This window comes from Acidiferrobacteraceae bacterium, assembly GCA_037388825.1.
Taxonomy (GTDB): Bacteria; Pseudomonadota; Gammaproteobacteria; order Acidiferrobacterales; family JAJDNE01; genus JARRJV01.
In genome coordinates this window covers 1-25,401 of the sequence record JARRJV010000010.1, presented here as the reverse complement: position 1 = coordinate 25,401, position 25,401 = coordinate 1, and the positions used below count along the sequence as shown (strand labels likewise).

General features: G+C 60.9%; 23 protein-coding genes. 13 read left to right on the top strand and 10 right to left on the bottom strand.

Annotated features, from left to right (window positions below; translation table 11 throughout):
- Window positions 1-28 precede the first annotated feature (28 nt).
- The 4 genes from P8X48_02945 to P8X48_02930 form a co-directional block, all read right to left on the bottom strand.
- Window positions 29-511 carry a YajQ family cyclic di-GMP-binding protein gene (locus P8X48_02945; protein ID MEJ2106273.1) on the bottom strand — a complete coding sequence of 161 codons (483 nt, stop codon included), beginning with the start codon at window positions 509-511 and terminating at the stop codon, window positions 29-31.
- Window positions 512-643: 132 nt separating this feature from the next.
- A complete protein-coding gene (locus P8X48_02940; protein MEJ2106272.1) occupies window positions 644-838 on the bottom strand; it encodes a DUF2788 domain-containing protein in 195 nt (64 codons plus the stop codon).
- A gap of 122 nt (window positions 839-960) precedes the next feature.
- Entirely contained in the window at window positions 961-1,365 is a 405-nt protein-coding gene (locus tag P8X48_02935; protein MEJ2106271.1) for a DUF1178 family protein, read from the bottom strand.
- Between the two features lie 57 nt (window positions 1,366-1,422).
- A complete protein-coding gene (locus tag P8X48_02930; GenBank protein ID MEJ2106270.1) occupies window positions 1,423-1,752 on the bottom strand; it encodes a YqcC family protein in 330 nt (109 codons plus the stop codon).
- A 123-nt stretch (window positions 1,753-1,875) separates the two neighbouring features.
- Here P8X48_02930 and P8X48_02925 point away from each other — a divergent pair, with 123 nt between their 5' ends.
- The 3 genes from P8X48_02925 to P8X48_02915 all read left to right on the top strand — a co-directional run bounded on the left by P8X48_02925 (window position 1,876) and on the right by P8X48_02915 (window position 5,716).
- Window positions 1,876-4,845, top strand: coding sequence for an insulinase family protein (locus tag P8X48_02925; protein ID MEJ2106269.1), 2,970 nt, complete (start codon window positions 1,876-1,878; stop codon window positions 4,843-4,845).
- 127 nt (window positions 4,846-4,972) lie between these two features.
- Window positions 4,973-5,278 (top strand): hypothetical protein, encoded by a 306-nt coding sequence (locus tag P8X48_02920; protein ID MEJ2106268.1) that lies wholly within the window; start codon window positions 4,973-4,975, stop codon window positions 5,276-5,278.
- An 81-nt stretch (window positions 5,279-5,359) separates the two neighbouring features.
- A complete protein-coding gene (locus P8X48_02915; protein ID MEJ2106267.1) occupies window positions 5,360-5,716 on the top strand; it encodes a hypothetical protein in 357 nt (118 codons plus the stop codon).
- Here the strand turns inward: P8X48_02915 and metH are convergent.
- The gene (metH, locus tag P8X48_02910) at window positions 5,713-9,456 is read right to left on the bottom strand and encodes a methionine synthase (protein ID MEJ2106266.1); all 3,744 of its coding nucleotides are present in this window, start codon (window positions 9,454-9,456) and stop codon (window positions 5,713-5,715) included. The two genes, P8X48_02915 and metH, sit on opposite strands and share 4 nt — an antisense overlap.
- Window positions 9,457-9,537: 81 nt before the next feature.
- A complete protein-coding gene (locus P8X48_02905) occupies window positions 9,538-10,419 on the bottom strand; it encodes a TraB/GumN family protein (protein ID MEJ2106265.1) in 882 nt (293 codons plus the stop codon).
- A gap of 115 nt (window positions 10,420-10,534) precedes the next feature.
- On the opposite strand from P8X48_02905, the gene P8X48_02900 reads away from it, so the two are divergent.
- From P8X48_02900 to P8X48_02890, 3 genes are read left to right on the top strand one after another with little or no spacing between them, the layout of a single operon-like run.
- On the top strand, window positions 10,535-11,146 hold the full coding sequence (locus P8X48_02900) for a LemA family protein (GenBank protein ID MEJ2106264.1): 612 nt from the start codon (window positions 10,535-10,537) through the stop codon (window positions 11,144-11,146).
- Between the two features lie 5 nt (window positions 11,147-11,151).
- Complete coding sequence (locus P8X48_02895; GenBank protein MEJ2106263.1) at window positions 11,152-12,018, top strand: TPM domain-containing protein; 867 nt, start codon at window positions 11,152-11,154, stop codon at window positions 12,016-12,018.
- A gap of 1 nt (window position 12,019) precedes the next feature.
- Window positions 12,020-12,655 carry a TPM domain-containing protein gene (locus P8X48_02890; GenBank protein MEJ2106262.1) on the top strand — a complete coding sequence of 212 codons (636 nt, stop codon included), beginning with the start codon at window positions 12,020-12,022 and terminating at the stop codon, window positions 12,653-12,655.
- 7 nt (window positions 12,656-12,662) lie between these two features.
- Here the strand turns inward: P8X48_02890 and P8X48_02885 are convergent, their stop codons facing one another.
- Window positions 12,663-13,085, bottom strand: coding sequence for a hypothetical protein (locus P8X48_02885; GenBank protein ID MEJ2106261.1), 423 nt, complete (start codon window positions 13,083-13,085; stop codon window positions 12,663-12,665).
- A gap of 101 nt (window positions 13,086-13,186) precedes the next feature.
- Here P8X48_02885 and aroC point away from each other — a divergent pair, with 101 nt between their 5' ends.
- On the top strand, window positions 13,187-14,290 hold the full coding sequence (aroC, locus tag P8X48_02880; protein ID MEJ2106260.1) for a chorismate synthase: 1,104 nt from the start codon (window positions 13,187-13,189) through the stop codon (window positions 14,288-14,290).
- 29 nt (window positions 14,291-14,319) lie between these two features.
- The gene (locus P8X48_02875) at window positions 14,320-15,477 is read left to right on the top strand and encodes an MFS transporter (GenBank protein ID MEJ2106259.1); all 1,158 of its coding nucleotides are present in this window, start codon (window positions 14,320-14,322) and stop codon (window positions 15,475-15,477) included.
- Here P8X48_02875 and P8X48_02870 read toward each other — a convergent pair.
- Both P8X48_02870 and P8X48_02865 read right to left on the bottom strand, forming a co-directional pair.
- Window positions 15,437-15,871 carry a hypothetical protein gene (locus tag P8X48_02870; GenBank protein MEJ2106258.1) on the bottom strand — a complete coding sequence of 145 codons (435 nt, stop codon included), beginning with the start codon at window positions 15,869-15,871 and terminating at the stop codon, window positions 15,437-15,439. The genes P8X48_02875 and P8X48_02870 overlap by 41 nt on opposite strands.
- Complete coding sequence (locus P8X48_02865; protein MEJ2106257.1) at window positions 15,859-16,728, bottom strand: LysR family transcriptional regulator; 870 nt, start codon at window positions 16,726-16,728, stop codon at window positions 15,859-15,861. Before P8X48_02865 ends, P8X48_02870 begins: the two co-directional genes overlap by 13 nt.
- A gap of 94 nt (window positions 16,729-16,822) precedes the next feature.
- Here P8X48_02865 and leuC point away from each other — a divergent pair, with 94 nt between their 5' ends.
- From leuC to P8X48_02840, 5 genes are all read left to right on the top strand, one after another.
- Complete coding sequence (gene leuC / locus P8X48_02860) at window positions 16,823-18,226, top strand: 3-isopropylmalate dehydratase large subunit (protein MEJ2106256.1); 1,404 nt, start codon at window positions 16,823-16,825, stop codon at window positions 18,224-18,226.
- Between the two features lie 2 nt (window positions 18,227-18,228).
- Window positions 18,229-18,876 (top strand): 3-isopropylmalate dehydratase small subunit, encoded by a 648-nt coding sequence (gene leuD, locus P8X48_02855; GenBank protein ID MEJ2106255.1) that lies wholly within the window; start codon window positions 18,229-18,231, stop codon window positions 18,874-18,876.
- A 9-nt stretch (window positions 18,877-18,885) separates the two neighbouring features.
- Window positions 18,886-19,962, top strand: a complete 1,077-nt coding sequence (gene leuB, locus P8X48_02850; protein MEJ2106254.1) for a 3-isopropylmalate dehydrogenase — start codon at window positions 18,886-18,888, stop codon at window positions 19,960-19,962.
- Between the two features lie 34 nt (window positions 19,963-19,996).
- On the top strand, window positions 19,997-21,109 hold the full coding sequence (gene asd / locus P8X48_02845; protein MEJ2106253.1) for an aspartate-semialdehyde dehydrogenase: 1,113 nt from the start codon (window positions 19,997-19,999) through the stop codon (window positions 21,107-21,109).
- Between the two features lie 263 nt (window positions 21,110-21,372).
- Window positions 21,373-24,669: a FimV/HubP family polar landmark protein gene (locus P8X48_02840; GenBank protein ID MEJ2106252.1), complete on the top strand. Its 3,297-nt coding sequence runs from the start codon at window positions 21,373-21,375 to the stop codon at window positions 24,667-24,669.
- A 48-nt stretch (window positions 24,670-24,717) separates the two neighbouring features.
- Here P8X48_02840 and folA read toward each other — a convergent pair whose 3' ends face one another.
- Window positions 24,718-25,242 (bottom strand): type 3 dihydrofolate reductase, encoded by a 525-nt coding sequence (gene folA, locus P8X48_02835; GenBank protein ID MEJ2106251.1) that lies wholly within the window; start codon window positions 25,240-25,242, stop codon window positions 24,718-24,720.
- Window positions 25,243-25,401 lie beyond the last annotated feature (159 nt).

Here is a 25,401-nt window from a genome sequence, read left to right as displayed (position 1 = left end):
GAAGAGGAGTGGAGGGATGAGGCTTCCGTCAGTCGCGGAAGTTCTCAAACTGCAAGGGGATGCCGAGGTTCGCGCCCTTGAGCATGGTGATGACCTCCTGCAGGTCATCCCGTTTCTTGCCTGTCACCCGAACCTGTTCCCCCTGGATGGAGGCCTGCACCTTCAGTTTGGAATCCTTGACCAGCTTGGTGATCTTCTTGCCGAGGTCCTTGTCGATACCCTGGCGCAGGGCGACCTTTTGCGTCGCCCGTTTGCCGCTTATCTGGGGCTCGCCCGCATCCAGAGCCGTGAGGTCGATTCCCCGCTTCGAAACCTTGCCGTAGAGGATGTCGAGCATCTGTTGCAGCTGGAACTCGGAGGCTGCGTCCAGGTTCAGGGAATCGTCATTTTCGACGAACTTCGCTTCGGAGCCCTTGAAGTCGTATCGGTTCCCCACCTCACGGTTGGCCTGGTCCAGGGCATTGGTCAATTCATGTCGGTCGATGCGCGAGACCACGTCAAAAGAGGGCATAGCGGGGTGCTCCGTGAGTTATGGTTATCGGGTGTATCGGGCGGGCGCTAAACATAAACCGCCCCGACAGCGGAGGTCAAACCCGCCGGCCGCGGCAAACAGGGGGAGGGAAGGCGATGGCCTGCCTGCGACTCAGATGTGCAGAAACTCGACCAGGATCGTCTTTGCCAGATAGCCGACGAAGCCCAGTCCCAGGGAGAAGAACAGGACGAAGTACCCGAAGCGGCCGGCCCCGGACTCCTTGCCCAGGCGGTAGATGATGAAAATCATGTACAGAATCAGGCCGCCGATCCCAAGGTGCAGGGACCAGGAGTCGAAGGTTTCCATATCCACGGAAAAACTCGCTGTCGCAGAAGAATTAGCAATTAATAATATACTAACTCATCGCCTGGAGCCACAGACCCGGGTGCGGCCGCGCACCATCGGGCCTGCCCGCGGAAAGTGCGGGCCTAGTTGAATTTCTTGGGATCGGTTTGGAACGGGAGGACGGAAACACCTTCTTCCAGCAGTTCCCGGGCTTCCTCGGCCGTGGCCGTTCCGCGGATATCCCGCGCCTCGGCCTCACCGTAGTGAATCCGGCGGGCCTCCTCGGGAAACCGGTCGCCCACGTCCTCAAACTGTTCGGTGACCAGACGCTGAAGGCGCTCCAGCGCCGTCTCCGCGGACACTTCCGCGGGTTTGCTGTGGCGTTGCGTGCGAATGCGGCTGGCCGTGGGGAGCTTGCTGATTTCGCTGGAACCGCAGTGAGGGCAGCTCAGGAGACCATCGGCCTTCTGCGAGCCAAAGTCGGCCGCCTGCCCGAACCAGCCTTCAAATCGGTGCCCCTCGGCGCAAACCAGATCGTAAATCACCATACCCCGGCTCCGTAAATAGCCTTAACACACTATATATCCATCGCCTGTGCGCAGTTTTCAAGCCGATGGCTCCAGGCGGCGATCGAGTTCTCTCAGCAGGCCCAACAGGGTTCCGGCATCGGCGCCCCAGGGTGCAAGTTGCACTTCGGCCATAGGCGCAATGCCGCTGGATGTGGGCAGGGGCCCAGAGTCGCGGCACAGCTGACGCATTCGCGGCAGCAGAATCCACTGCAGCCACTGGTGGAATTCCAGGCGATCGTGGGCGAAGGGCAGGGTACTTGCGAGATCCTCGTCGGCCGGCGCTTCGTCCTCCCAGAGTTGCAGGCGGCGAAGCTCCTGCTCCATTTGCCGGAGCAGTTCAATAATTTCTTCGGTGTTGCGATCCATGGCTTTAATGATTGTGGTCGAATAGTGTCGAAATCAATCCGGTTTTCCCGGTCCCCCATTATCGCCGTGGCAAGCCTGGGGTAGAATGGGCATTCCTCTGACAGTCTGTCACTGCGAGATTTCATGACGCGTATCCACAGCAAGACCACCGCCGAATCGGGAAAGACCGCCGTAGCGACCACTCCCGCTGTTCATCCCTCGTTCGAATTCATTCGAGCGGTTCCGATTGATTCCCTCAGGCTGACGGTGGAGGAATATCGTCACCGCAAGACAGGTGCCCGGTATTTTCATCTTGCAAGCAGCAATCCGGAAAATGTCTTTCTGGTCGCCCTGCGCACCGTCCCCATGGATTCTACCGGTGTCGCCCACATCCTGGAGCATACCGCCCTGTGTGGCAGTGAACACTATCCGGTGCGCGATCCCTTTTTCATGATGATTCGGCGTTCGCTGAATACCTTCATGAATGCATTTACAAGCAGCGACTGGACCGCGTATCCGTTCTCGAGCCAGAACTCCAAAGACTTTAACAACCTGATGGATGTATATCTGGACGCAGTCTTCTTTTCGCGTCTGCACGAACTGGATTTCGCCCAAGAGGGTCATCGCCTCGAGTTTGAGACCCCGGACGATCCGAATACCGATCTGGTTTACAAGGGCGTCGTCTTCAACGAGATGAAGGGCTCCATGAGTTCGCCCGTGAACACGCTGTGGCATACCCTGAGCCATCATCTCTATCCCACGACCACCTATCACTACAACAGTGGCGGCGAGCCTGCGGACATTCCGACCCTCAGCTATGAGGAGCTGAAGGCGTTCTATGCCACGCATTATCATCCGTCGAATGCGGTGTTCATGACATATGGCAACATCCCCGCGGTGGAACATCAGGCGCGCTTCGAGGAGAAAGCCCTGGCCCGTTTCGACCGTCTCGATAGTCATATCGAAGTCGGGGACGAACGGCGTTATACACAGCCGGTCGTGGTTGAGGATCGCTACGCACTGGACGAACCGCAGGGGCAGGAAGACAAGACCCATATCGTCGTCGGCTGGCTACTGGGGAAGAGTGCGGACGCGCGCAAGCTCATGGAGGCCCATCTGCTGTCGAGTGTCCTGCTGGACAATGGTGCGTCACCCCTGCGCCACGCGCTTGAAACCACGGACCTGGGCGCGGCCCCGTCGCCCCTGTCTGGATTGGAGGACTCGAATCGCGAGATGGCGTTCGTCTGCGGCCTCGAGGGCAGTCGGGTGGAAAATGCCCAGGCGGTGGAGGAACTGGTGCTGGATGTGCTGGGCCAGGTGGCGGAGCAAGGGGTTCCGCAGGATCGGGTGGAAGCCGTATTGCACCAGTTGGAACTCGGCCAGCGTGAAATCCGCGGAGATCATTATCCCTATGGGTTGCAGCTGATTCTGGAAGGCTTGTCGCCCGTGGTCCATGGTGGAGATCCGGTGGCGCTGTTGAATCTCGATCCTGTGCTCGAGGACCTGCGCCAGGCGATTCAGGACCCGGAATTCATCAAGGGTCTGGCAAGGGAACTGTTGCTGGAGAATCCGCACCGGGTTCGCCTGACCCTGCGACCGGATAGCGGATTGGCCGCCGAGCGCGATCGGGCGGAGCGGGATCGGCTGGCAGCGATCAAGGACAATCTTGATGCAAAGGAAAAACAGCACATCGTGGAGCAGGCCGCGGCTCTGGCCGCGCGGCAGGAGCAGGAAGACGATCCGGAAGTTCTCCCGAAGGTCACATTGGACGATGTGCCCAAGGACTTTCCGATTCCTGAAGGGGAGAGGTCGGAAATCGGCGGTGCCCCCGCGACATTCTATACCCAGGGAACCAATGGTCTGGTCTATGAACAGGTTGTGATTGATCTGCCGCAACTGGACGATGATCTCGTCCCCCTGTTGCCGCACTTCACTCACTGTCTGACCGAACTCGGAAGCGGCGGCCGTGACTATATGGAAACCCAGGCGCATATGGATGCGGTTACGGGAGGCGTGCATGCTTCGGCCAGTGTTCGTGGCGCGATCGACGACGTCCAGCGAACACGCAGTACCTTTGTCCTGTCCGGCAAGGCCCTGGCGCGAAATCATGAAGGGCTCAGTGAGTTCATGCACGAGACCCTGGAGACCGTGCGTTGGGATGAGCTGGATCGTATGCGCGAAATCCTGGCGCAGGATCGTGCTCATGCGGAGCAGAGTGTCACCGGCAACGGCCATGGCCTGGCCATGGGTGCCGCAGCCAGCAGGATGAGCCCGGCCGCCGCACTGAACCATCGCTGGCGCGGTTTGGCTGGTATCCAGGCACTGAAGTCCCTGGACGACCGACTTTCCGACCGCGGCGCACTGGAAAAACTTGCCGGCGATTTTCAGCGCATCCATGAAATTCTCTTGCGGGCGGGTCGACAATTCCTGATCGTGGGCGAGGAAGAGCGTCGATCCGATTTCGCCGCCGGGCTCGGCGCCCACTGGCGCGCCGCCAGTGGCGGACTGCAGGCGTTCTCCCCTGCACCGATACGCGAAACCGTCCGGGAAATGTGGGTCACCAGCACCCAGGTGAATTTCTGCGCCAAGGCCTACCCGACCGTGCCCATCGAGCACGAGGATGCCGCCCCGTTGGCGGTGCTGGGCGGTTTCCTGCGCAATGGTTTTCTGCACCGCGTTATTCGCGAACAGGGGGGTGCCTATGGTGGCGGCGCCGGACACGACCCGGACAATGCCGTGTTTCGATTCTTCTCCTATCGCGACCCACGTCTCGCGGAAACCCTGGCGGATTTCGACCGATCCCTGGACTGGCTTCAGAGCAACGGTCACGACGGACGCCAGCTGGAAGAGGCCATACTCGGCGTGATCGGTTCCATTGACAAACCGGGATCGCCGGCGGGCGAGGCGAAAAAGGCCTTTCATAGTAGCCTGCACGGGCGCACGTCGGACCAGCGGCGCCGCTTCCGCAGCCGCATTCTGGGCGTGAGCCTCGATGATCTTCGCAGGGTAGGGGCTCAGTATCTTCGTCCCGAGGTCGCCAGTGTCGCCGTAGTCACCAGCGGCGCCGCTTCCGATCAGGCCACGGACCTCGGCCTCGAGACACTGAAGCTCTGACGCACTACACCGCGTGCGTTGATCCGGATCAAGGAGTGCGAACGCCCGGCTTTCCTACACTGCAGGCAGGGACAGTATCGCGACGACAGGACTACGGTATCGATCGCAATGACAACAGGGGGCGGCAATGGCCATACCACGCAGACCCAATGTCGATGACTGGTACGAGGATGAAAGCGGGCGCAGCTTTCGTGTAATCGCTGTGGATGAGGATGATGGAACCATCGAAGTGCAGTATTTCGATGGAGATGTGGAGGAATTCGATCGCGATTCCTGGTACCAGATGAGTCTGGAACCGATTGAAGAGCCGGAGGACTGGACCGGCCCCTTCGATGACCTAGAGGCCGATGATGTGGCCGATAACTATCGTACCGAGTCGCCCACGGAATGGGAGGAAAGCGCACCGGAAGAGCCCGACTACGATGAGGATTGACCAGTCGCTCGCAAAGTCTTGCTGTCATACCCTTGACACATCGCTGCGAAACCATGGCAGGACTGATTGTCCGGAGGGCGTATGTTGAGGAAGCATGAGAGAAAGGGAGCGCGATCGCCATGGGTTCCGGCATTGTTGTTTTTCGCGCTGACTTCCATTGCCGCCTGCTCGACAGTGGAGGTCGGTACACCGTTCGACCTGAAGCGCTTTGAAACCGGCGTGCAGCGTGGCGTGACGACCAGGGAAATGGTCCGGGCCTGGCTTGGCGCGCCCGGCGGAACCGGCGTGGGCGTGGACCCGGACGGCACGCGCTATACGAAGTGGACCTATTACTATGGTCGCGGTGACATGTCCGGCGGCGAGGCACCCCAGATCCGTTATCTGGAGGTCCAGTTCGATGCCAGGGGAAAGGTTCGCGCCTACAACTGGTCGCGCTAGGCGTCCGGTGAATAGCCGAGGTTGGGTGCGAGCCAGCGTTCTGCCTCAGACAGCGTCAGGCCCTTTCGTTGCGCATAGTCCTCTACCTGGTCACGATTGATCTTGCCGACGGCGAAATAGCGTGACTCGGGATGGGCGAAATAGACTCCACTTACGGCGGCGGTCGGCACCATGGCATAACTCTCCGTGAGGGAGATACCGGCATTTTGTTCCACGTCCAGCAGTTTCCACAGAAGCTCCTTCTCCGTGTGATCCGGGCACGCGGGGTAACCAGGCGCCGGGCGGATGCCGCGGTAGCGCTCGCGGATCAGACCCTCGTTGTCCAGTTCTTCGTCCGCAGCATAGCCCCAGAATTCCTTGCGCACCCGTTCGTGCAGCCGTTCGGCGAAGGCCTCGGCGAGACGGTCCGCCAGGGCCTTTAACAGGATCGCGCTGTAGTCGTCGTGATCGGCCTCGAAGGCGGCGACGCGGGCATCGATGCCGATGCCGGCGGTCACAGCGAACAGACCCACGTAGTCATGCACGCCGCTGTCTTCCGGCGCGACAAAGTCCGCAAGGCAGTAGTTCGGTTTGCCCTCGGGTTTTACCAGTTGCTGCCGCAGGAAGTGCAGGGTGGTCAGCTCCTTGCTGCGCGATTCGTCCGCATAGATCCGGACGTCGTCGTCACCTTGTCGATTCGCCGGGAACAGGCCGATGACCGCGCGCCCCCGCAGCCATTTTTCATCGATGATGCGCTGTAGCATGGAGCGGGCATCGTCCAGCAACTTGCGCGCTTCGGTGCCCTTGTCCGGGTCATCGAGAATCTTTGGATAGCTTCCCTTGAGCTCCCAGGCATGGAAGAAGGGGGTCCAGTCGATGTAGTCCACCAGTTCCGCAAGATCGTAGTCGTCCAACACATGCACGCCGGGATGTTCGGGCGCCGGTGCCTGGTAGCCGGACCAGTCTATGGGGGCCCGGTTGGCGCGCGCCTGGGCCAGAGTCAGCCATTCGGTCCTGGCCACACGCCCGGCATGGGCCTCGCGCACCTTTTCGTAGTCTTCGCGAACCCCGGCCACGAAGTCGGCCTTGAGATCGGCGCTGACGAGATTTTGCGCCACGCCCACGGCGCGTGAGGCATCCTTGACCCAGACCACGGCCTGTTCGTAGTTGGGTTCGATCTTCACCGCCGTGTGGGCGCGCGAGGTGGTGGCACCGCCGATGAGCAGCGGCACCGTCAGGCCCTGGCGCTGCAACTCCTTTGCCACGTGGGCCATCTCTTCCAGCGAAGGCGTGATCAGGCCGCTCAGGCCGATGATGTCCACATCTTTCTCCAGTGCCGCATCAATGATGGTCTGTGACGCCACCATGACGCCGAGATCGATGACCTCGAAGTTGTTGCATTGCAGTACCACGCCAACGATGTTCTTGCCGATGTCATGCACATCGCCTTTGACCGTGGCCAACAGGATGCGGGCATTGGGGCGCGCGCCAGACTCCTTCTCCGCCTCGATGAAGGGAATGAGATGGGCAACCGCCTTTTTCATCACGCGCGCCGATTTCACGACCTGGGGGAGGAACATCTTGCCCGACCCGAACAGGTCGCCGACCACGTTCATGCCTTCCATCAATGGACCCTCGATCACCTGGATCGGGTGGGTGCTGGCCTGGCGGGCCTCTTCCGTGTCCTCAACCACGTAGGTGTCGACGCCCTTGACCAGCGCGTGCTCCAGCCGTTTGGCCACCGGCCACTCACGCCAGGCGAGGTCCTCCTTCTTCTCCACACCGGATTCGCCCTTGAAGCGATCGGCGATCTCCAGCAGGCGCTCGGTGGCGTCGTCGCGGCGATTGAGCACCACGTCTTCCACGCGCTCACGCAGCTCCGGATCCAGTTCGTCATACACGGCCAGCTGGCTGGCGTTGACGATGCCCATGTCCATGCCGGCGCGGATTGCATGGTAGAGAAATACCGCGTGGATGGCCTCGCGTACGGGGTTGTTGCCGCGGAAGGAGAACGAGACATTGCTCACGCCGCCGCTGACGCGCGCGTGGGGCAGGTGCTCCTTGATCCAGCGGGTGGCCTCGATGTAGTCCACGCCGTAGTTGTTGTGTTCCTCGATGCCGGTGGCGACAGCGAAGATGTTCGGATCAAAGATGATGTCTTCTGCAGGGAAGCCCGCCTGTTCCGTCAAAATGCGGTAGGTGCGCTCGCAAATCGAGGTCTTGCGTTCCAGCGTGTCGGCCTGTCCCTGTTCGTCGAAGGCCATGACGATTACGGCGGCACCATAGCGTCTCGCAAGACGCGCGTGACGCACGAACTCCTCTTCGCCTTCCTTGAGACTGATGGAGTTGATCACACCCTTTCCGGCCAGACACTTGAGCCCGGTCTCGATGATGCTCCACTTCGACGAGTCAAGCATGACCGGCACCCGGGCGATATCCGGTTCACCGGCAATGAGGTTCAGGAAATCGTGCATGGCGGCCTCGCCATCGAGCATGGCCTCGTCCATATTCACATCGACGATCTGGGCGCCTCCCTCGACCTGCTCGCGCGCGACCGACAGCGCCTCTTCGTAGTTGTCCTCGAGGATCAGACGCTTGAACCGGGCGGAACCGGTCACATTGGTGCGTTCACCCACGTTCACGAACAGGGAATCCGCGCCGATGTTGCACGGATCCTGGCCGGAAAGGCGCAGGGTGTAGTCCCGTGCCGGTACCGTGCGCGGAGGCTGGCCGTGTACCTGGGCGGCCATGGCGCGAATGTGGTCCGGTGTCGTGCCACAGCAACCGCCAACGATGTTGAGGAAACCGCTGCGTGCCCACTCGCCGATCTGCGAGCCCATGTCACTCGCGCCGAGATCGAATTCGCCGAAGGCATTGGGAAGTCCGGCGTTCGAATAGGCGCTGACCCAGGTTTCGCAGATTCCCGAGAGCTCCTCCAGGTAGGGGCGCATCTTGTCCGGGCCGAAGGCGCAGTTGAGACCGATGGAAATCGGCTCCGCATGGCGGATGGCGTTGTAGAAGGCCTCCACGCTCTGGCCGGCTAGGTTGCGCCCGGCCTCATCCGTAATGGTGCCCGAGATCATGATGGGGACCTCGGTGCCGAGCTCGTCGAACAATCCCCGTACGGCGAACACCGCCGCCTTGGCATTGAGCGTATCGAAAATGGTTTCGATGAGCAGGGTGTCGACACCGCCATCGATCAGGCCGCGCGCGGCCTCGCGGTAGGCGGCGACCAGTTCGTCGAAGGTGATGTTGCGGTATCCGGGCCGGTCCACGTCCACCACCACCGAGGCGGAACGGTTGCATGGACCCAGGGCGCCGGCGACGAAGCGGGGGCGGTCGGGCGTGGCGAACTTGTCTGCCGCTTGGCGCGCCAGCCGCGCCGCCGCCACGTTGATCTCGTAGACCAGCTCCTGCATGCCGTAGTCGGCCAGGGATACCGCCTGGGCATTGAAGGTATTGGTCTCGATGATGTCGGCACCGGCCTCGAGGTACTGCTCGTGGATCCCGCGAATGATCTCCGGCTGCGTCAGCACCAGCAGGTCGTTGTTGCCCTTGAGGTCGCTCGGCCAGTCGCGGAAACGCTCGCCGCGATAGCCCGCCTCGTCCAGCTTGTGACGCTGGATCATGGTGCCCATGGCGCCGTCGAGAATCAGGATACGTTCACGGAGCAGCGCTTCGAGTTTTTCTTTTGTATCGCGAGACATGGCGGACGAACGATGGTTTCCCCGGGAAAAGTCGGCGAAGTGTACCGGATTCATCCGGTTTTTGCGCGGCCCGCGCCGGGGATATCGGCGGGCGGGTGCGGATGGCCCGATGGAGTCCGGGGTTATAGAGAAGAGTCAGTAGACCGCTTCGGTGCGGTAGCCGTTCTTTCGCAGCAGTGCCAGGAGTCCGTCCGGTCCGGCCAGGTGCAGGGCGCCGACTGCAATGAAGGCATTGCCTTCCTTGAGGCGCGGTTGCATGCGCTTGAGCATGCGCAGATTGCGTTGCACCAGCAGGCGGTTCATCAGCTTGCTGTAGGTGGATCCGGTGCGGGACTCCATGCGCTTGCTGATGCTGTAGAGCTGGGTCAGGTCCCGGTTGAGATAGGCGCGCATCAATTCGGGCATGTCGTTCCTTGCCTGTGCCTGTGTGCGCATGGCCTCGGTCAACAGGGAGACCTGGTCTTCGGTGGACATGTCGTTGAAGACGGCAATCTGCTCGTCCATGCTTTCCAGTCCGAAGGTGGGCTTGAGCTGCATCGTCGCGCGGACCTGGAGCAGCATGTCGAGGAACAGCCCCTGGCTGGCGTGGGGGCTGCCGAGGCTCAGGATGACCGCCCAGGGTTTCTTGTAGTTGAGGTCGTCGGTGGCCACGCCCATGTCGGAGAGGGTCGTGCGGACGCGTTTGTACAGATCGTCGCCGATGAGGTTCTCGAGCTTTTCATCTTCCGGCAGGTACATGGATTCTGCCATGTGCACGAAGCCGGGTCCGCTGAAGATCAGCTCCATGGAGTAGGACGACGAGGAGTCGAAGACCCGTGTCAGCGGGGGAGCCAATCGCGTCACGCGGGGATCGCTGGAATGAATGGTCCCGAACAGCCAGCTGGGCTTGTAGCCGTGGCCGGAAATCTTCCATAGAAGGCCGTGCTCATGGCTGGCAGCAGCAGCCGGGGCACCGGCCACGAGGGTTGCCAGGGCCACTAACGCGATTAGAACGCGTTTTGTGTTGAATCGTGGCATGATTGTCCCAATTCTAGACCAAAGCGGGGCGCGTGCGTTGGTGGAATTTCCACGTCCCCCAAGATAGCGGGTTTCCGATGGCAGAGCGAACAAAAAGCAAGGAGTTAGCCGGGTCATGACCACAGCCAGCAAGAATACGTTCATCCGCAAGACGAATATCTTTCTCCTGTTTTTCGCGACCCTGCTGCTCGGCGGTTGCGGAATCAACAACATCCCTACCTATGATGAGAATGTGAAGGCAGCCTGGAGCCAGGTATTGAACCAGTATCAGCGCCGGACCGATCTGGTACCCAATCTGGTCAATACCGTGAAGGGCTACGCCGCGCACGAGAAGAGCACGTTGACCGCCGTCGTCAACGCGCGGGCCAAGGTGTCGCAAATGCAGGTACCCAAGGACATCCTGACCAATCCGGAAGCCCTGCGTCAGTTCGAACAGAACCAGAACAACCTGACGGCAGCCCTGTCGCGGCTGATGGTGGTGGTGGAACGGTATCCGCAGCTCAAGGCCAACCAGAACTTTCTCGCCCTGCAGTCCCAACTGGAGGGAACCGAGAACCGGATCTCGGTGGCGCGCCGCGATTACATCAACGCGGTCCGTGTCTACAACACCGAATTGCGCACCATCCCCGGCCGTTGGTGGAAGGCCTGGTTGTATCCGGACGCACAGGTGAAGGCCAACTTCACGGTCTCCGAGGAGAAAACGAAGGTACCGCAGGTGAAGTTCTGATCGCGATGTCTTCTTTGCTGCGTATTGGTTTCGTTGTGGTTCTGCTGGCGGCTGTGGTGGCCATGCCCGCCCGCGCCGAACCCGAATTTCCCGCGCTCACTGGCCGCGTCGTCGACCAGGCCAGCCTGCTTTCGCCCGCCGCCGAGCAACAACTGACTTCCCAGCTGGCTGCCGAAGAGCAGTCCACCGGCAACCAGGTCGTGGTTGTTACCCTGAAGTCTCTGGGCGGCTACGATATCCGGGATTACGGATATCAGCTGGGACGGCACTGGGGGATTGGCCAGAAGGGCAAGGACAACGGCGTGCTGCTTGTCGTGGCGCCGAAGGAACGCAAGGTTTCCATTGAAGTCGGTTACGGCCTGGAAGGGACCCTGACCGACGCCCTGAGCGACACCATCATCCGTACCGCCATCCTTCCCAGGTTCCGAGCCGGTGACATGCAAGGCGGAATTGTCGCCGGCGTGACATCCATACTGGGGGTCCTGGGAGGAAGCGCGAATGCCGTTGACGCGGCGCCGGTGCCGGTTCACCAGCACTTCCGTAGCTCGCACTATCTCCCGTTTATCATCATCATGGTGGTGATCCTCGGTAGCTTCGTATCGGTCTTCAGTCGCGCTGCAGCTGCGGCCGTGATGTGGCCTCTGGCCGTAGGGCTTGCCTGGCTTGTTTTTGGCTCGATCCTGGTTGCCATGGTCCTGGCTACGGTTGTAACCCTGTTCGTGCTCTTCGCTCGCGGTGGACGGGGAGGACCCTGGGTTGGCGGAGGGTACTACGGAGGCGGGGGCATTGGCGGCGGCGGATTTTCGGGAGGAGGAGGCTTCTCCGGTGGTGGTGGGTCTTTTGGTGGCGGTGGCTCCTCGGGGAGTTGGTAGCATGGCCTTTCTTAGTCAGGAGCAAAAGGATTCGATTCGTGATGCCATCCGCGAGGCGGAGAGCAGGACCAGCGGCGAGTTCGTTGCAGTGCTTGCCCAGGAGAGCGATGGATATCGCTTCATCCCGGTATTGTGGGCGGCCCTCGTGGCGCTCGTGACGCCGGCTGTGGTTCTGGTGCTGTCCAAATTCTCCGCCTTCTGGATCGAGCCCGGTCTGGCCGATGTGTACCTCATTCAGATACTGGTATTTCTTGTTGGTATTGCCGTGTTCGGCCTGTCTCCGCTGAAGATGGCGCTTATTCCGGCCCGCGTGAAGCACATGCGGGCGAGTCGGCTTGCTCACGAACAGTTCCACCGTCAGGGGCTGGCGAACACGGAAGGGAGCACGGGCGTTTTGCTGTTCGTGTCCGTGGCCGAACACTATGTCGAGATCATTGCCGATCGTGGCATCCATCAGCAAGTGGAAGAGGGCGCCTGGGACGCCATCGTGGCCGACTTTGTTCGCCGGGTTGCAGTCGGCCAGGTCACCGAAGGCTTCCTGGCGGCTATCGATGGCTGCGGATCACTGCTGCAACAACACTTTCCCCGCGAAGGTGGGGATGTGGACGAGTTGCCCAATCACCTGATCGAAATCTAGTTGTGGCTCAGTTGAAGTCCGGCAGGCCGCCGGCGAGCCGCCAGCGCTTCGTGGAATCGTCGTAGATCCATTTTTGCCGGTCTGTGACGCGACGCTGCACCATCTGATCGAGCCATACGTATTCAATGACCGCCGTTACGTCGACGGTGTGATAATCAGGCGATGCCTTCTCTCCGATAACGTCGTACTCCGTGACCTTCACGAGCCTGAGTCGGTCCAGGCTGTTCTCTTCCAGCGCCTGGCCGGGGTCCTCAAGGAAACCGGCGGCCGCCTTGAAATTGTTCCAGCGAATGGCATTGCGGTAGAGCGAGGTCGTCGTCTGGAATTGATCCATGCGTTTGCCCCTCTTCAAGGAGGCGCAGGAGGGCAGGACAAGGCTTGCGGCGAGCACGAGAAGAATCAGAGGGGTGGAGCGCGCGAATTGCTTCATGACGTTTTCGTTTCCCGCTGGCCAGAAACCAGACCTGTTCATATCAGAAAGCACGCGGCGGGACAATTGTCGCGCCCGATAATTGCCGGTACCATCCGTGGATGTCCGGCAACACTCTCGGCAAACTCTTTACGGTCACTTCTTTCGGCGAATCCCACGGCCCCGCCCTGGGTTGCATCGTCGACGGTTGTCCGCCGGGGATGGAGCTTTCCGCGGCCGATCTGCAACATGATCTGGATCGGCGCAAGCCCGGGAAGTCGCGTCACACGACCCAGCGCCGCGAGGCCGACGAGGTGGAGATCCTGTCCGGCGTGTTCGAGGGGCGAACCACCGGCACCCCGATCGGCCTGCTGATTCGCAATACCGACCAACGCTCCAAGGACTACAGCAAGATCATGGATCGTTTCCGGCCGGGGCATGCCGACTATACCTATCAGCAAAAATATGGCGTGCGCGACTACCGTGGTGGCGGGCGTTCGTCCGCGCGCGAAACTGCCATGCGTGTTGCCGCCGGCGCGATCGCCAAAAAATATCTGAGCGAGCGCTACGGTGTGACCGTTCGCGGCTACCTGAAACAGCTTGGACCCATCTCCCTGGATCTGAAGGACTGGGCTGCCGTGGAATCCAATGCCTTCTTCTGCCCGGATCCCGCTCGTGTGGACGAGCTCGAGCAATACATGGATGCCTTGCGCAAGGAGGGCAACTCCATCGGTGCGCGCGTAAACGTGGTCGCCAGTGGCGTACCCGTGGGCTGGGGCGAGCCGGTATTCGACCGTCTGGATGCGGACATCGCCAAGGCCCTGATGAGTATCAATGCCGTCAAGGGCGTGGAGATGGGGGCCGGTTTTGCCAGCGTGGAGCAGAAAGGCACGGAACACCGCGATGAAATCACACCGGACGGTTTCATCGGCAACAATGCCGGCGGCGTGCTCGGCGGGATCTCGAGCGGTCAGGAGATTGTGGCCAGTATCGCGCTTAAACCCACATCCAGTATTCGTCTGGCGGGAGACACCGTGGACCGGGTTGGGAAACCGGTCGAAGTGGTGACGACCGGTCGGCACGATCCCTGTGTTGGAATTCGTGCGACACCCATCGCCGAGGCCATGCTTGCCCTGGTGCTTGTGGATCACGCGCTGCGGAACCGGGCGCAGAATCTGGACGTGCACAGCTCAACCCCGGCAATTCCGGCGGCCCGCAGCGAATAGGCCGCGTTCGGGAACGGTTCGATCCCGATATGCCCTACTGGCGGCTCTCCGGTTTTTATTTCTTCTATTTCGCGACCCTCGGCGCGCTGGTCCCGTACTGGAGTCTCTATCTCCGGTCGGTAGGCTTCAGTGCGCTACAGATCGGCGAACTTATGGCGCTGTTGATGGTGTCGCGAATTGTAGCGCCCTATCTGTGGGGCTGGATCGCCGATCACCAGGGCCAGCGCATGGTGGTCGTGCGCACCGCGGCCCTGCTTTCCGTTGTCAGCTTTGCCGGGGTATTCGTCTCCGCCACGTTCTGGTGGCTGGCGGTCGTGATGTTGCTGTTCAGTTTCTTCTGGAATGCGACCCTGCCGCAGGTCGAGGCCGCGACACTGAGTCATTTTGGCGGAGAGGGTGGTCGTTATGCGCGTGTCCGCCTTTGGGGTTCGGTCGGTTTCATTGTTTCCGTGCTGGTTCTGGGTTCGGTACTGGATCACGTCCCGGCCTGGTGGCTGCTCCCGGCCTTGCTGGTCCTGCTTTCAGGAATCTGGGTGGCAAGTCTTCTGGTGCCGCAGCGGGAGGTCCCGGGGCAGACGGAACATGCGGGCCCCTTGTTGAAGATCTTCCTGCGTCCACAGGTGGCGGCCTTTCTGTTCAGTGCATTCCTCATGCAGGCCAGCCATGGCCCTTATTACACCTTCTATACGATTTACCTCGGAGGACACGGCTACAGCAAGACCGTCATTGGTGCGCTCTGGGCCCTGGGTGTGGTGTGTGAAATCGCGATTTTTCTCGTGCTGCACCGTGCCCGCATGCGCATCGGAATGCGCGAGATGCTGCTGGCGAGTTTCGCTCTTGCCGCGGTTCGATGGGCGCTGATCGGTTTCTTTCCGGATTACCTTGCCATTCTGATTCTGGCGCAAGTACTTCATGCCGCCACGTTTGGCGCGTATCACGCCACGGCTGTGGAGATGGTCCATCGGTTCTTTCGTGGGGCGCACCAGACCCGCGGACAGGCCATCTACGGAAGCGTCAGTTTCGGTCTGGGTGGTGCGGTTGGCAGTCTTTATGCGGGAGTGGGCTGGAGCAGCAGCGGTCCCCTGAGCACCTATCTTGCGGCATCGCTGCTCGCGCTGCTCGCCCTCGGTGTAGCCTGGCGCTGGATCAGGCCCGCCACTTCATACGGCGTCGCCGATATCGATTGATATCGATGATTTCCGCCGAGGCGTACTCAGGGGTCTGCGGGTTTCGTACCGAGGTGTCCTCATCCCGCGGCTGGAAGAATTCCTTGACTGCGATACAGACATCCTCGACATAGTTGTATTTGTCCACGTCCATTCCGCTTTTGGCAGCAAGCAGCCCGGTGCGAATCTCGGCCAGGGCGGCCTCTGTCTGATCCCGGTGCACTTCGTCATCGAGACTCCTGCAGGCGTTGCGCTTGTAGATGTCACGCAAGAGTTGTTTGCTCAATTCATCGTGCAGGGCGCAACCGTCGAACAGGTCGCGCGGCGAGCTCGCGCCGTGATTGATCGGGAACTGGTGAGATCCCAATCGCTCTTCGAGAAATTCGGCCAGTGATCTGAAACTCAGTTCTCGCATTGAATGATGTCCAGCATGGCTTGTCCTGCGTTGGACAGAGTACGCGAGCGGTGGATGACAACCCCCAACTCGCGCTGTATCGCTATATTCCTAATTTGGACCACGCTCAGGCTGTCGTCAATCAGGGTCCGGGGCAGGGCACTCCAGCCCAGACCGACGGACGCCAGCATCTTCAATACCTCCAGATAATTCGTGGACATGCCAATCTGGATGCCTTCGCGCACGGGTTCCAGGGCAGACAGGACGATTTCGCGCGTGTAGGTGCCCGGGCCGGGCAGGATCGCGGGGTAATTCAGCAGGGTCAGCGCCGTGACGCCGGATTCGGTGGCCAGGGGGTGGCTCCGGCCGACGACAATGTCGATCGGATCGGGCCACACCGGAATCAGCTGCAGCTGGGCGCTCGCGTGGCTGGGCAGGGTGACCACCGCCAGTTCCAGTTCGCCCTGTTCCACGGCCTGGCATCCGCTTTCCGAATCCAGAAAGCGGATGTCCAGGCGCGCGTCCGGATAGGTGTCGTGAAACTGTTTCAGGGCCGGGGGCAGGCGGTGCAGGCCGATGTGGTGGCTGGCGGCCATCCGCAGGGTGCCTCGGACGGCCCCGGACAGGCGCGAGATGGCCCGCCGGGCGTCCTCGATCTCCGCCAGAATGCCGTGGGCACGTTCCTGCAGCGCCCGCCCGGCCTCCGTGAGCTGTACCCGGCGGCCGATGCGGTCGAACAGGGGGGTGCCCAATTCCGATTCCAGGGCCGCAACGCGCTTGCTGATGGCAGGCTGGGTCAGGAAAACCCGTTCCGCTGCGGCGGAGAAGGAGCCCGTTTCGGCCACCGCGAGAAAGGTCTGGAGGGCGGATATATCCATAACTACGAAGAATATAAAAAATGAAAAATATGAATTGGAGTAATTTATATCCCGCCCCCATAATTCATGCAAGTCGAAGCGGGAGCCAGGACAAATGAGCCGGAGAACCTTGTACGACAAGCTTTGGGATGCCCATGTGGTGCGCCAGGACGATGGCGGCACTTGCCTCCTGTATATCGATCGGCACCTCGTGCACGAGGTAACCAGCCCCCAGGCCTTCGAGGGTCTGCGGATCGCGGGTCGGACCCCGTGGCGCGTGGGGACCAATCTCGCGGTACCCGATCACAATGTTCCCACGACCGATCGCAGCCACGGGATCGCCGATCCGGTGTCCCGTCTGCAGGTGCAGACCCTGGACGAAAACTGTCACCAGTTCGGGATCGTGGAGTTCGAGATGAACGATCCCCGCCAGGGCATCGTGCACGTCATCGGTCCGGAACAGGGCGCCACCTTGCCCGGCATGACCGTGGTGTGCGGGGATTCCCATACGTCCACCCATGGCGCCTTCGGCGCCCTGGCCTTTGGTATCGGTACCTCCGAGGTCGAGCATGTATTAGCGACCCAATGCCTTATCCAGAAGAAATCCAAGACCATGCTGGTCAGCGTCGACGGCCAGGCGGGCAAGGGGGTGACGGCCAAGGATATCGTGCTCGCCATCATCGCCGAGATCGGCACTGCCGGCGGCACCGGTTATGCCATTGAGTTTGGCGGCGAGGCGATTCGGGCCCTTTCCATGGAAGGCCGCATGACCGTCTGTAATATGGCCATCGAGGCGGGCGCCCGGGCCGGATTCGTCGCCGTGGACGACAAGACCATCGACTACGCCAAAGGCCGACCCTATGCGCCGTCGGGCGAGATGTGGGAGAGGGCGGTGGCCGCCTGGCGGGAATTGCACACGGACGCCGACGCCCAGTTCGACCGGGTCGTGCATATCGATGCCTCGGCGATCGCTCCTTTTGTCACCTGGGGCACCTCGCCCGAAATGGGCGTGCCGGTAACGGAGCGGGTCCCGGACCCGGAGAATGAGGCAAGCGAGGTGAAGCGTGCGGGCATGCAGCGTGCTTTGGAATACATGGGCCTCGAGGCCAACACGCCAATCACCGAGATTGCCGTGGACAAGGTCTTCATCGGTTCGTGCACGAACTCGCGTATCGAGGACCTACGCGCCGCCGCCGAGGTGGTAAAGGACCACAAGGTCGCCGCCAATGTGAAGCTCGCCATGGTGGTACCGGGCTCGGGCCTGGTAAAGGCGCAGGCGGAACAGGAGGGCCTGGACCGGGTCTTCACCGACGCCGGCTTCGAGTGGCGCGAGCCCGGCTGTTCCATGTGCCTTGCCATGAACGCCGATCGCCTGGAGCCCGGGGAACGCTGCGCGTCCACGTCCAATCGCAATTTCGAAGGACGTCAGGGGCAGGGTGGCAGAACACATTTGGTCAGTCCCGCGATGGCCGCGGCAGCGGCGGTTGCCGGACATTTTGTAGACGTGAGAGAGGTCTGACCATGGATGCCTTCAAGCGAATCAGGGGAATCGTGGCGCCGTTGGACCGCGCCAATGTCGATACCGACCAGATCATCCCGAAGCAGTACCTGAAGTCCATCAAGCGCACCGGCTTTGGGCCGAATCTTTTCGATGACTGGCGCTACCTGGATCCCGGTGAGCCCGGCATGGACCACAGCCAGCGACGGGTGAATCCGGATTTTGTCCTGAACCAGGCGCGTTTCCAGGAGGCGCAGATCCTGTTGGCGCGCGAGAACTTCGGCTGCGGATCCTCCCGCGAACATGCGCCCTGGGCGTTGCTCGACTACGGTTTCCGCGTCATTATCGCGCCCAGTTTTGCGGATATATTCTTTAATAACTGTTTCAAGAACGGCATCCTGCCCATCGCTCTCGACGGTGGGACCGTAGACGAACTGTTCCGCGAAACGGAGGCGACGCCGGGCTACGAGCTCGACGTGGACCTGGAGGCCCAGCGGATCACGAAGCCGGATGGGACGCAGATTCCGTTCGAGGTCGACGGGTTTCGTCGCCATTGCCTGTTGAACGGCCTGGACGACATCGGGTTGACCCTGCAGCACATGGATGAAATTCGGGAATACGAGGAGCGACGCCGGGGCGAGGCTCCGTGGCTTTTCGCCAACAAGGGGTAAGAGAAACAAATGAGCAAGAACATTGCTGTATTGCCCGGCGACGGGATCGGGCCCGAAATTATCGCCGAGGCGATCAAGGTCCTGGAATGCCTGAAGGCCGATCACGGTCTGGATGCCGAGCTTGTGGAGGCGCCGGTGGGCGGCGCTGCCTACGATCTGTGCGGCAAGGTTCTGCCGGACGAAACCATGGATCTCGCGCGTTCAGCCGATGCCGTGCTCCTGGGAGCGGTAGGCGGGCCGAAATACGACCAGATTGAAACGGCGCAACGGCCGGAGAAGGCCCTGCTGGGTCTGCGGTCGGGGTTGAGCCTGTTTTCGAATCTGCGGCCGGCAATCCTCTATCCGCAACTGGCCGGGGCCTCGACCCTGAAACCGGAACTGGTGGCCGGGCTGGACATCATGATCGTGCGCGAATTGACCGGCGGCATCTACTTTGGCCAGCCCCGGGGTATCCGCACCCGCGACGACGGTGAGCGGGAGGGCTTCAACACCCTGGTTTACAGCGAATCGGAAATCCGCCGCATCGCCCGTTCCGCGTTCGATATTGCACGGCGGCGCAACAAGCGCGTCTGTTCCGTGGACAAGGCCAACGTGCTGGAGGCAACGGTACTCTGGCGGGAGGTCGTCAGCCAGATGGGCAAGGACTATTCGGATGTCGAGTTGTCCCATATGTACGTGGACAATGCCGCCATGCAGCTGGTGAAGGAACCGAAGCAGTTCGATGTGATTGTGACTACGAATATGTTCGGTGACATCCTGTCCGATGCGGCGGCCATGCTGACCGGGTCAATCGGAATGTTGCCGTCTGCGTCGCTGGACGCGGCAGGCAAGGGCATGTACGAGCCCATCCACGGTTCGGCACCCGATATCGCCGGGCAGGGCAAGGCCAATCCTTTGGCCACCATCCTGTCGGTGGCGATGATGCTTCGTTACACGCTGGAGATGCCGGATCTTGCAGACCGGGTGGAATCGGCGGTTTCCAGGGCGCTGGATCAGGGCCTCCGCACCCCGGACATCTGGTCGGGCGAGGGACAGGAGGTCGGAACACAGGCCATGGGGGATGCCGTGGTCGCGGCTCTGGCATAGGTCAATTGAAAGTGAATCTTTTCGGGGAAGGAACATGAAGCGGGTAGGTCTGGTTGGTTGGCGCGGGATGGTCGGTTCCGTACTCATGCAGCGGATGCGGGAGGAGCGGGATTTCGATGTCATCGAACCGGTATTTTTCTCCACATCCCAGGCGGGTCAGCCGGGTCCGGATGTGGGCAAGGTCGTGCCTGCTTTGCAGGACGCGACGAGCGTGGATGCCCTCAAGGAAATGGATGTCGTGATTTCCTGTCAGGGCGGCAGCTACACCAAGGAGATTTATCCCAAGCTGCGGTCCGCGGGCTGGGATGGGTACTGGATCGACGCGGCATCTACCCTGCGCATGGATTCCGAAAGCATCATCGTTCTCGATCCCGTGAACCTCGACGTCATTGAGCGGGGCCTGAACGACGGCGTAAAGACATATGTGGGCGGGAATTGCACCGTGAGTCTCATGCTCATGGCCATCGGCGGATTGTTTGAGCAGGACCTCATCGATTGGATTACCCCGATGACTTACCAGGCCGCGTCCGGCGCTGGCGCGCGCAACATGCGCGAACTGTTGAAGCAGATGGGTTCGATTCATGACGCGGCGGGCAGCTTGCTGGACGACCCGGCAAGCGCGATTCTGGAGATCGACAAGGCGGTTTCGGAGCACATTCGCAGCGACGAATATCCTGATGAGCAGTTCGGGGTTCCGCTCGCGGGCAGCCTGATTCCCTGGATCGACGTGGCACTGGAAAGCGGGCAGAGCAAGGAGGAATGGAAGGCCCAGGTGGAGACTAACAAGATTCTGGGTCGGAGTGACTATCCGGTTCCGATCGACGGGATCTGTGTGCGGGTGGGGGCGATGCGATGCCACAGTCAGGCCCTGACTATCAAGTTGAAGAAGGATGTTCCATTGCCCGAGATCGAGCAGATGCTTGCAGCCGCCAACGATTGGGTGAAGGTGGTACCGAACGACCGAGATCTCAGCATGCGTGAACTGACGCCGGCAAAAGTGACCGGCACCCTGTCCGTACCGGTGGGCCGCTTGCGCAAGCTCACTATGGGTGGAGAGTATCTGGCGGCCTTCACGGTTGGGGATCAGCTCCTGTGGGGTGCGGCGGAACCCCTTCGCCGCATGCTGCGTATCCTTCCCGGGGTGTAGAAATCTGGCGGGTCGGCGCTGGGATTACTATAAAGTATCCAGGGGAGGTGCCCGGCCTGGCAGGATGGCGCCTCTAAGTCCTTCATTTCGACGGAAATCTGTCCCGGGGGCCCAGGCGGCCGTTCCATGTCAAAACCGTATTTATCAGCTATAGTTAGTTGCGAATTGTGAGAAATCGCAATACTATACTTGCGTAACTCTGTGTCTTTTAAGCTATTATCAAGCCGGCGCCGGGATAAGAATAGTGGGAAGCGGAGCAAAGAATGATCCTAGTTTCTAGGGGGGTGCGACGAGCAGGTCTGATTTGTGCGACAGCAGTTCTTACGCTGCTGCCGGCGATCAGTTATGGCCTGGGCCTTGGACCGATCAAGGTAACCTCGGCGTTGAACGAGCCGCTCGACGCGACCATTGAATTCACCTCCATTACTGACAAGGAACTGCAGACGTTGGAAGTCGGTCTGGCTCCTGTCGGTGCGTTTCAGGCGGTGGGTATTGAGCGCAGCCAGGAGCTGAATGACATCCAGTTTCTCGTGGAGCATCATCCGGACGGTCGCCCCTTCCTTCGTGTCACCACCCGCTCCCCGTTCCCCGAACCCTATCTGCATCTTCTCGTTCAGGCCGAGTGGGCCGGCGGCAGACTGCGGCGTGAATACACCGCGTTGATCGACCCCCCGTTCCTGAACGCATCCAAGCCCAGCGGGATCGAAGCGCCCAAGGTAAGCGAACCGCCTGTTGCGAAACTTGAACCGGAGACCGCGCCCACCCCGGCGCCGAAGCCGCAGGCGGCGCCGCCGGCCGAACCGCCCGCCGTCGAAACCAGGGCGGAAGCCACGCCGGAAATCAAAGTAGAGCCGGTTCCGAAATCAGAAATGCAGGCGAGCACGGCGCCGACGGAATCGACACCGCCCCCGGTGGCAACGACGGAGTCCACGTCGACTGGTCAAACAGGATCTGTGACAACCATGTCCATCGGAGCGACTCCGGGAACGGAAGACTTGTCGCAGGAGGGAGCAGGTGAAACGCCTCAGCCGATCGGAATGTTGAAGGGCGAAGTCTTCGGTCCCCAGGCGCTTCCAGTCGATGCCCCCGACTGGGCCAACACGAATCGCTATCACGTGAAACGTGGTGACACCGCGTGGAAGATCGCGCAGCGGATCCGGCGCGACCGCAATCTGAGTCTGGAGCAGGTCGTGCTGGCATTGTACGACGCCAATCCAAAGGCCTTCTTCGGCAAGAATGTGAATAACCTGAAAGCAGGAAAGATTCTGCGCATTCCGGATAAGGTTGCGGTGACCAGGGTCTCGCGTGCGGCAGCGCACCACGATTTTGTTGCCCAGTACGATGTCTGGCAGGAGTACAAGCTGAAGCTGGCCCGTTCCAAGGAACCGGTGACGGTGGCGACTGCTGACAACAAGGCCACGACTACGGCTGCCTCCTCAGCTGCGAAGACGCCTGCGCCGCAGACAAGCAAGCCCAAGCATGCCGGCAAGCCCGCCCCGAAGGGCGCTCATGCTGCAAAGCCGGCTGCCAATGCGAGCAAGGCGAAGGCGGGCGCCAAGGCCAAGCCCAATGGCATCCAGTTGCCGCCGACGCGCGAAGCACGCAAGGCGGAATTGTTGCGCATTGTTCGCTCCAACCTGGATCAGAAGGCAACATCCGCAGGCAAGTCAGCCGAAAGCGAGAACAAGGCAGCCCAAGAACAGAAGCTCGATCAATCCGTAACGCGGTTGAATGGTGCCGCGGCCAAACCCAAGGGCGCAGCGGATGCCAAGGAAGCGGGCAAACCCATGGCGAAGCCGAAACCGGATGCCCGTCCTGTAGAAATTCCGAATACGCAGCTTGCGCAGACCGAAACCAAGTCCGAGGCCAAACCCAAGGCGGGAACTGAGCAAAAGGCGGCACCGGCCAAGCCGAAGGCGCATAAACCACTTAGAGTCCAACGACGGCCAAGTCTGCCGCGTCACGCGCCGCCAGCCCAGCCCAAGGAAGACGAGGGCTTGCTGGCAACCGCCCAGGGCATGCTCAGCAGCATCCTTGGGGATCAGTTCATGCTTATGCTCGTGGGTGGCGTGGTCGTGCTTGCCCTGGGAGTGGGCACGATCTACGTCCGCCGCCGGCGCCGCTCCCTGACCGAGTTCGAGGAAAGCATTCTCACATCGGGCGATGTCGCCACCAGTGAATTCTCGACCGACAGCGAAGACCATGTCAGCAGCAGTTCCGCGACGGATACCTCGTTCCTGAGTGACTTCAGCCAGGGTGGCCTGGGGAATATCTCTACCGATGAAGTGGATCCGGTTGCCGAAGCCGACGTCTACCTCGCCTATGGACGCGATGAGCAGGCAGAGGAGATTCTCAAGGACGCCGTGGTCAAGAATCCCAACCGGAACGAGCTGAAGGAAAAGCTGCTTGAGATCTATGCAAATCGCAGTGACGTCAGTGCATTCGAAACCCTGGCGGAAGAGCTGTATGCCTCTCTACAGGGACAGGGCGGGCCACTATGGGATCGCGTGGTCGATATGGGGCGCAAACTCGCTCCGGACAATCCCATGTTCTCCGGCGGCGGCGCGCCGGCCGCGCCGGCTCCCGCTCCGGCTGAAAATGAAACCCTCGCACTGGGCGGCGGGTCCGCGGCGGTTGACACAGGATTCGGTGAACCCGAAGCCGAGCCAGCAGCTGATCTCGATACGAGCGGCCTGAATTTCGATATGGGAGGCTCCGAGGAATCGAATACATCGCTGGAAATGGATATGGACCTCGGTGGCGCGGAGGCGGAGGCTGAACCGGAAGAAGACATGCCTTCTGTATCTGAGACCCCTTCGAATGCCCTGGATTTCAACTTTGATATGGATACGGGAAGCACGTCCGAGCCTGAGCCCGAGCCTGAGGCACAAGCGGGCGAGGGAGTGGAGGCAGTCGATACCGGCGGCCTTGAGTTTACCGGTCTCGGAGATCTCGGAACTGATCTGTCCGAGGACAGCGAAGAGGTCAGCGGCGAAACCGATCTGGAAGGTCTGGATCTCAGTGCAAGCGATTCCGACAGCCTCAGTCTGGGTACGGATGAGTCCGAGAGTCTCGACATGGGGATCAGTGGTGATTCCGAGGCCCTGGAAGAAGAGGGTGGCCTGAGCGACTCGGAGAGTCTCGACTTTGAGGCGCTGCGCCAGAACACGGCCGACAACAATCGATCGGGCCTGAGCCTGAATATTGATACTGAAGTGGGTTCACCTGATGACGAGTCGGGAGAGGTTGCTGTCGAGGACGACGTCAGTTTCAACAGTTCCGACCTGTCATTCGAATCGGCCGCCGCAGAACCGGAGCCGGAATCTGAACCGGCCGTATCCGCCGCTCCCGGAATCTCCGCCGAAGTCGATGAACCCTCAGTTACCGTCGGCGGGAGTCAGGAACAGTGGGACGAGGCAGCAACCAAGCTCGACCTCGCAAAGGCATACATCGATATGGGCGATGCCGACGGTGCGCGAAGCATCCTGGAAGAAGTGGCGGTGGAAGGAAACGAAGAGCAGCAGCAGCAGGCAGCCGAGCTTGCAGCCCAGATCGCCTGATCGAGACCGATCGCCAGGAAAAGCGCGCCCGTGGCGCGCTTTTTTATTTCACCCCCGGGAAGGCCTCCGCCGCTCCAGGATATCGAAAGAGAGCGCGTAGGGATTGGCCTCATCCGCCTCCCTTGGTTTAGACTGAATGAGCTGCCATTCACTCTCATCGAAATCCGGGAAGTAGGTGTCGCCCTCGACCGAGGCCTGGACCCGCGTGAGATACAGGCGATCGGCGCGTGGCAGCATCTGCCGATAGACTTCGGCACCGCCGATGAAAAAGACCTCCGGATCATCCCTTGCGCAGGCTATCGCGTCGTCCAGCGTATGCACGACCGTACAGCCCGGCGCGGAGAAGCCGGGTTTCCGGGTCAGAATGATATTGTTCCGCTCGGGCAATGGTCGGCCGATGTCCTCGTAGTTCTTTCTACCCATCACGATGGTATGTCCGGTCGTAACCTGACGAAAGTATTTCAGGTCGGCCGGCAGTCGCCAGGGCAGGGTGCCTTCGCGGCCGATCACTCCATTCGCACTCACCGCAGCAATGAGCGAGATCCTGGGGATCCGGTTCCGGGAAGGATTCATGGACAAAGTGCCGCACGAGGACCGGGCTAGACAGCCACCTGGGCCTTGATATGAGGATGAGGATTGTAGTTTATGAGCGTGAAGTCCTCGAATACGAAGTCAAAAAGGGATGTTCGATCAGGATTGATCAACAGGGTCGGCAGGGGGCGCGGCTCCCGC

Bases quoted from the DNA above. Each gene is read 5' to 3' on its own strand.
- leuD (MEJ2106255.1), top strand. From the start codon at position 18,229: ATGGATGCCTTCAAGCGAATCAGGGGAATCGTGGCGCCGTTGGACCGC.
- P8X48_02875 (MEJ2106259.1), top strand. From the start codon at position 14,320: ATGCCCTACTGGCGGCTCTCCGGTTTTTATTTCTTCTATTTCGCGACC.
- P8X48_02905 (MEJ2106265.1), bottom strand. From the start codon at position 10,419: ATGCCACGATTCAACACAAAACGCGTTCTAATCGCGTTAGTGGCCCTG.
- P8X48_02885 (MEJ2106261.1), bottom strand. From the start codon at position 13,085: ATGAAGCAATTCGCGCGCTCCACCCCTCTGATTCTTCTCGTGCTCGCC.
- aroC (MEJ2106260.1), top strand. From the start codon at position 13,187: ATGTCCGGCAACACTCTCGGCAAACTCTTTACGGTCACTTCTTTCGGC.
- P8X48_02840 (MEJ2106252.1), top strand. From the start codon at position 21,373: ATGATCCTAGTTTCTAGGGGGGTGCGACGAGCAGGTCTGATTTGTGCG.
- P8X48_02890 (MEJ2106262.1), top strand. From the start codon at position 12,020: ATGGCCTTTCTTAGTCAGGAGCAAAAGGATTCGATTCGTGATGCCATC.
- P8X48_02920 (MEJ2106268.1), top strand. From the start codon at position 4,973: ATGGCCATACCACGCAGACCCAATGTCGATGACTGGTACGAGGATGAA.
- P8X48_02945 (MEJ2106273.1), bottom strand. From the start codon at position 511: ATGCCCTCTTTTGACGTGGTCTCGCGCATCGACCGACATGAATTGACC.
- P8X48_02935 (MEJ2106271.1), bottom strand. From the start codon at position 1,365: ATGGTGATTTACGATCTGGTTTGCGCCGAGGGGCACCGATTTGAAGGC.
- folA (MEJ2106251.1), bottom strand. From the start codon at position 25,242: ATGAATCCTTCCCGGAACCGGATCCCCAGGATCTCGCTCATTGCTGCG.
- asd (MEJ2106253.1), top strand. From the start codon at position 19,997: ATGAAGCGGGTAGGTCTGGTTGGTTGGCGCGGGATGGTCGGTTCCGTA.
- P8X48_02865 (MEJ2106257.1), bottom strand. From the start codon at position 16,728: ATGGATATATCCGCCCTCCAGACCTTTCTCGCGGTGGCCGAAACGGGC.
- P8X48_02915 (MEJ2106267.1), top strand. From the start codon at position 5,360: ATGTTGAGGAAGCATGAGAGAAAGGGAGCGCGATCGCCATGGGTTCCG.
- P8X48_02870 (MEJ2106258.1), bottom strand. From the start codon at position 15,871: ATGCGAGAACTGAGTTTCAGATCACTGGCCGAATTTCTCGAAGAGCGA.
- P8X48_02895 (MEJ2106263.1), top strand. From the start codon at position 11,152: ATGTCTTCTTTGCTGCGTATTGGTTTCGTTGTGGTTCTGCTGGCGGCT.
- leuC (MEJ2106256.1), top strand. From the start codon at position 16,823: ATGAGCCGGAGAACCTTGTACGACAAGCTTTGGGATGCCCATGTGGTG.
- metH (MEJ2106266.1), bottom strand. From the start codon at position 9,456: ATGAATCCGGTACACTTCGCCGACTTTTCCCGGGGAAACCATCGTTCG.
- P8X48_02925 (MEJ2106269.1), top strand. From the start codon at position 1,876: ATGACGCGTATCCACAGCAAGACCACCGCCGAATCGGGAAAGACCGCC.
- leuB (MEJ2106254.1), top strand. From the start codon at position 18,886: ATGAGCAAGAACATTGCTGTATTGCCCGGCGACGGGATCGGGCCCGAA.
- P8X48_02930 (MEJ2106270.1), bottom strand. From the start codon at position 1,752: ATGGATCGCAACACCGAAGAAATTATTGAACTGCTCCGGCAAATGGAG.
- P8X48_02940 (MEJ2106272.1), bottom strand. From the start codon at position 838: ATGGAAACCTTCGACTCCTGGTCCCTGCACCTTGGGATCGGCGGCCTG.
- P8X48_02900 (MEJ2106264.1), top strand. From the start codon at position 10,535: ATGACCACAGCCAGCAAGAATACGTTCATCCGCAAGACGAATATCTTT.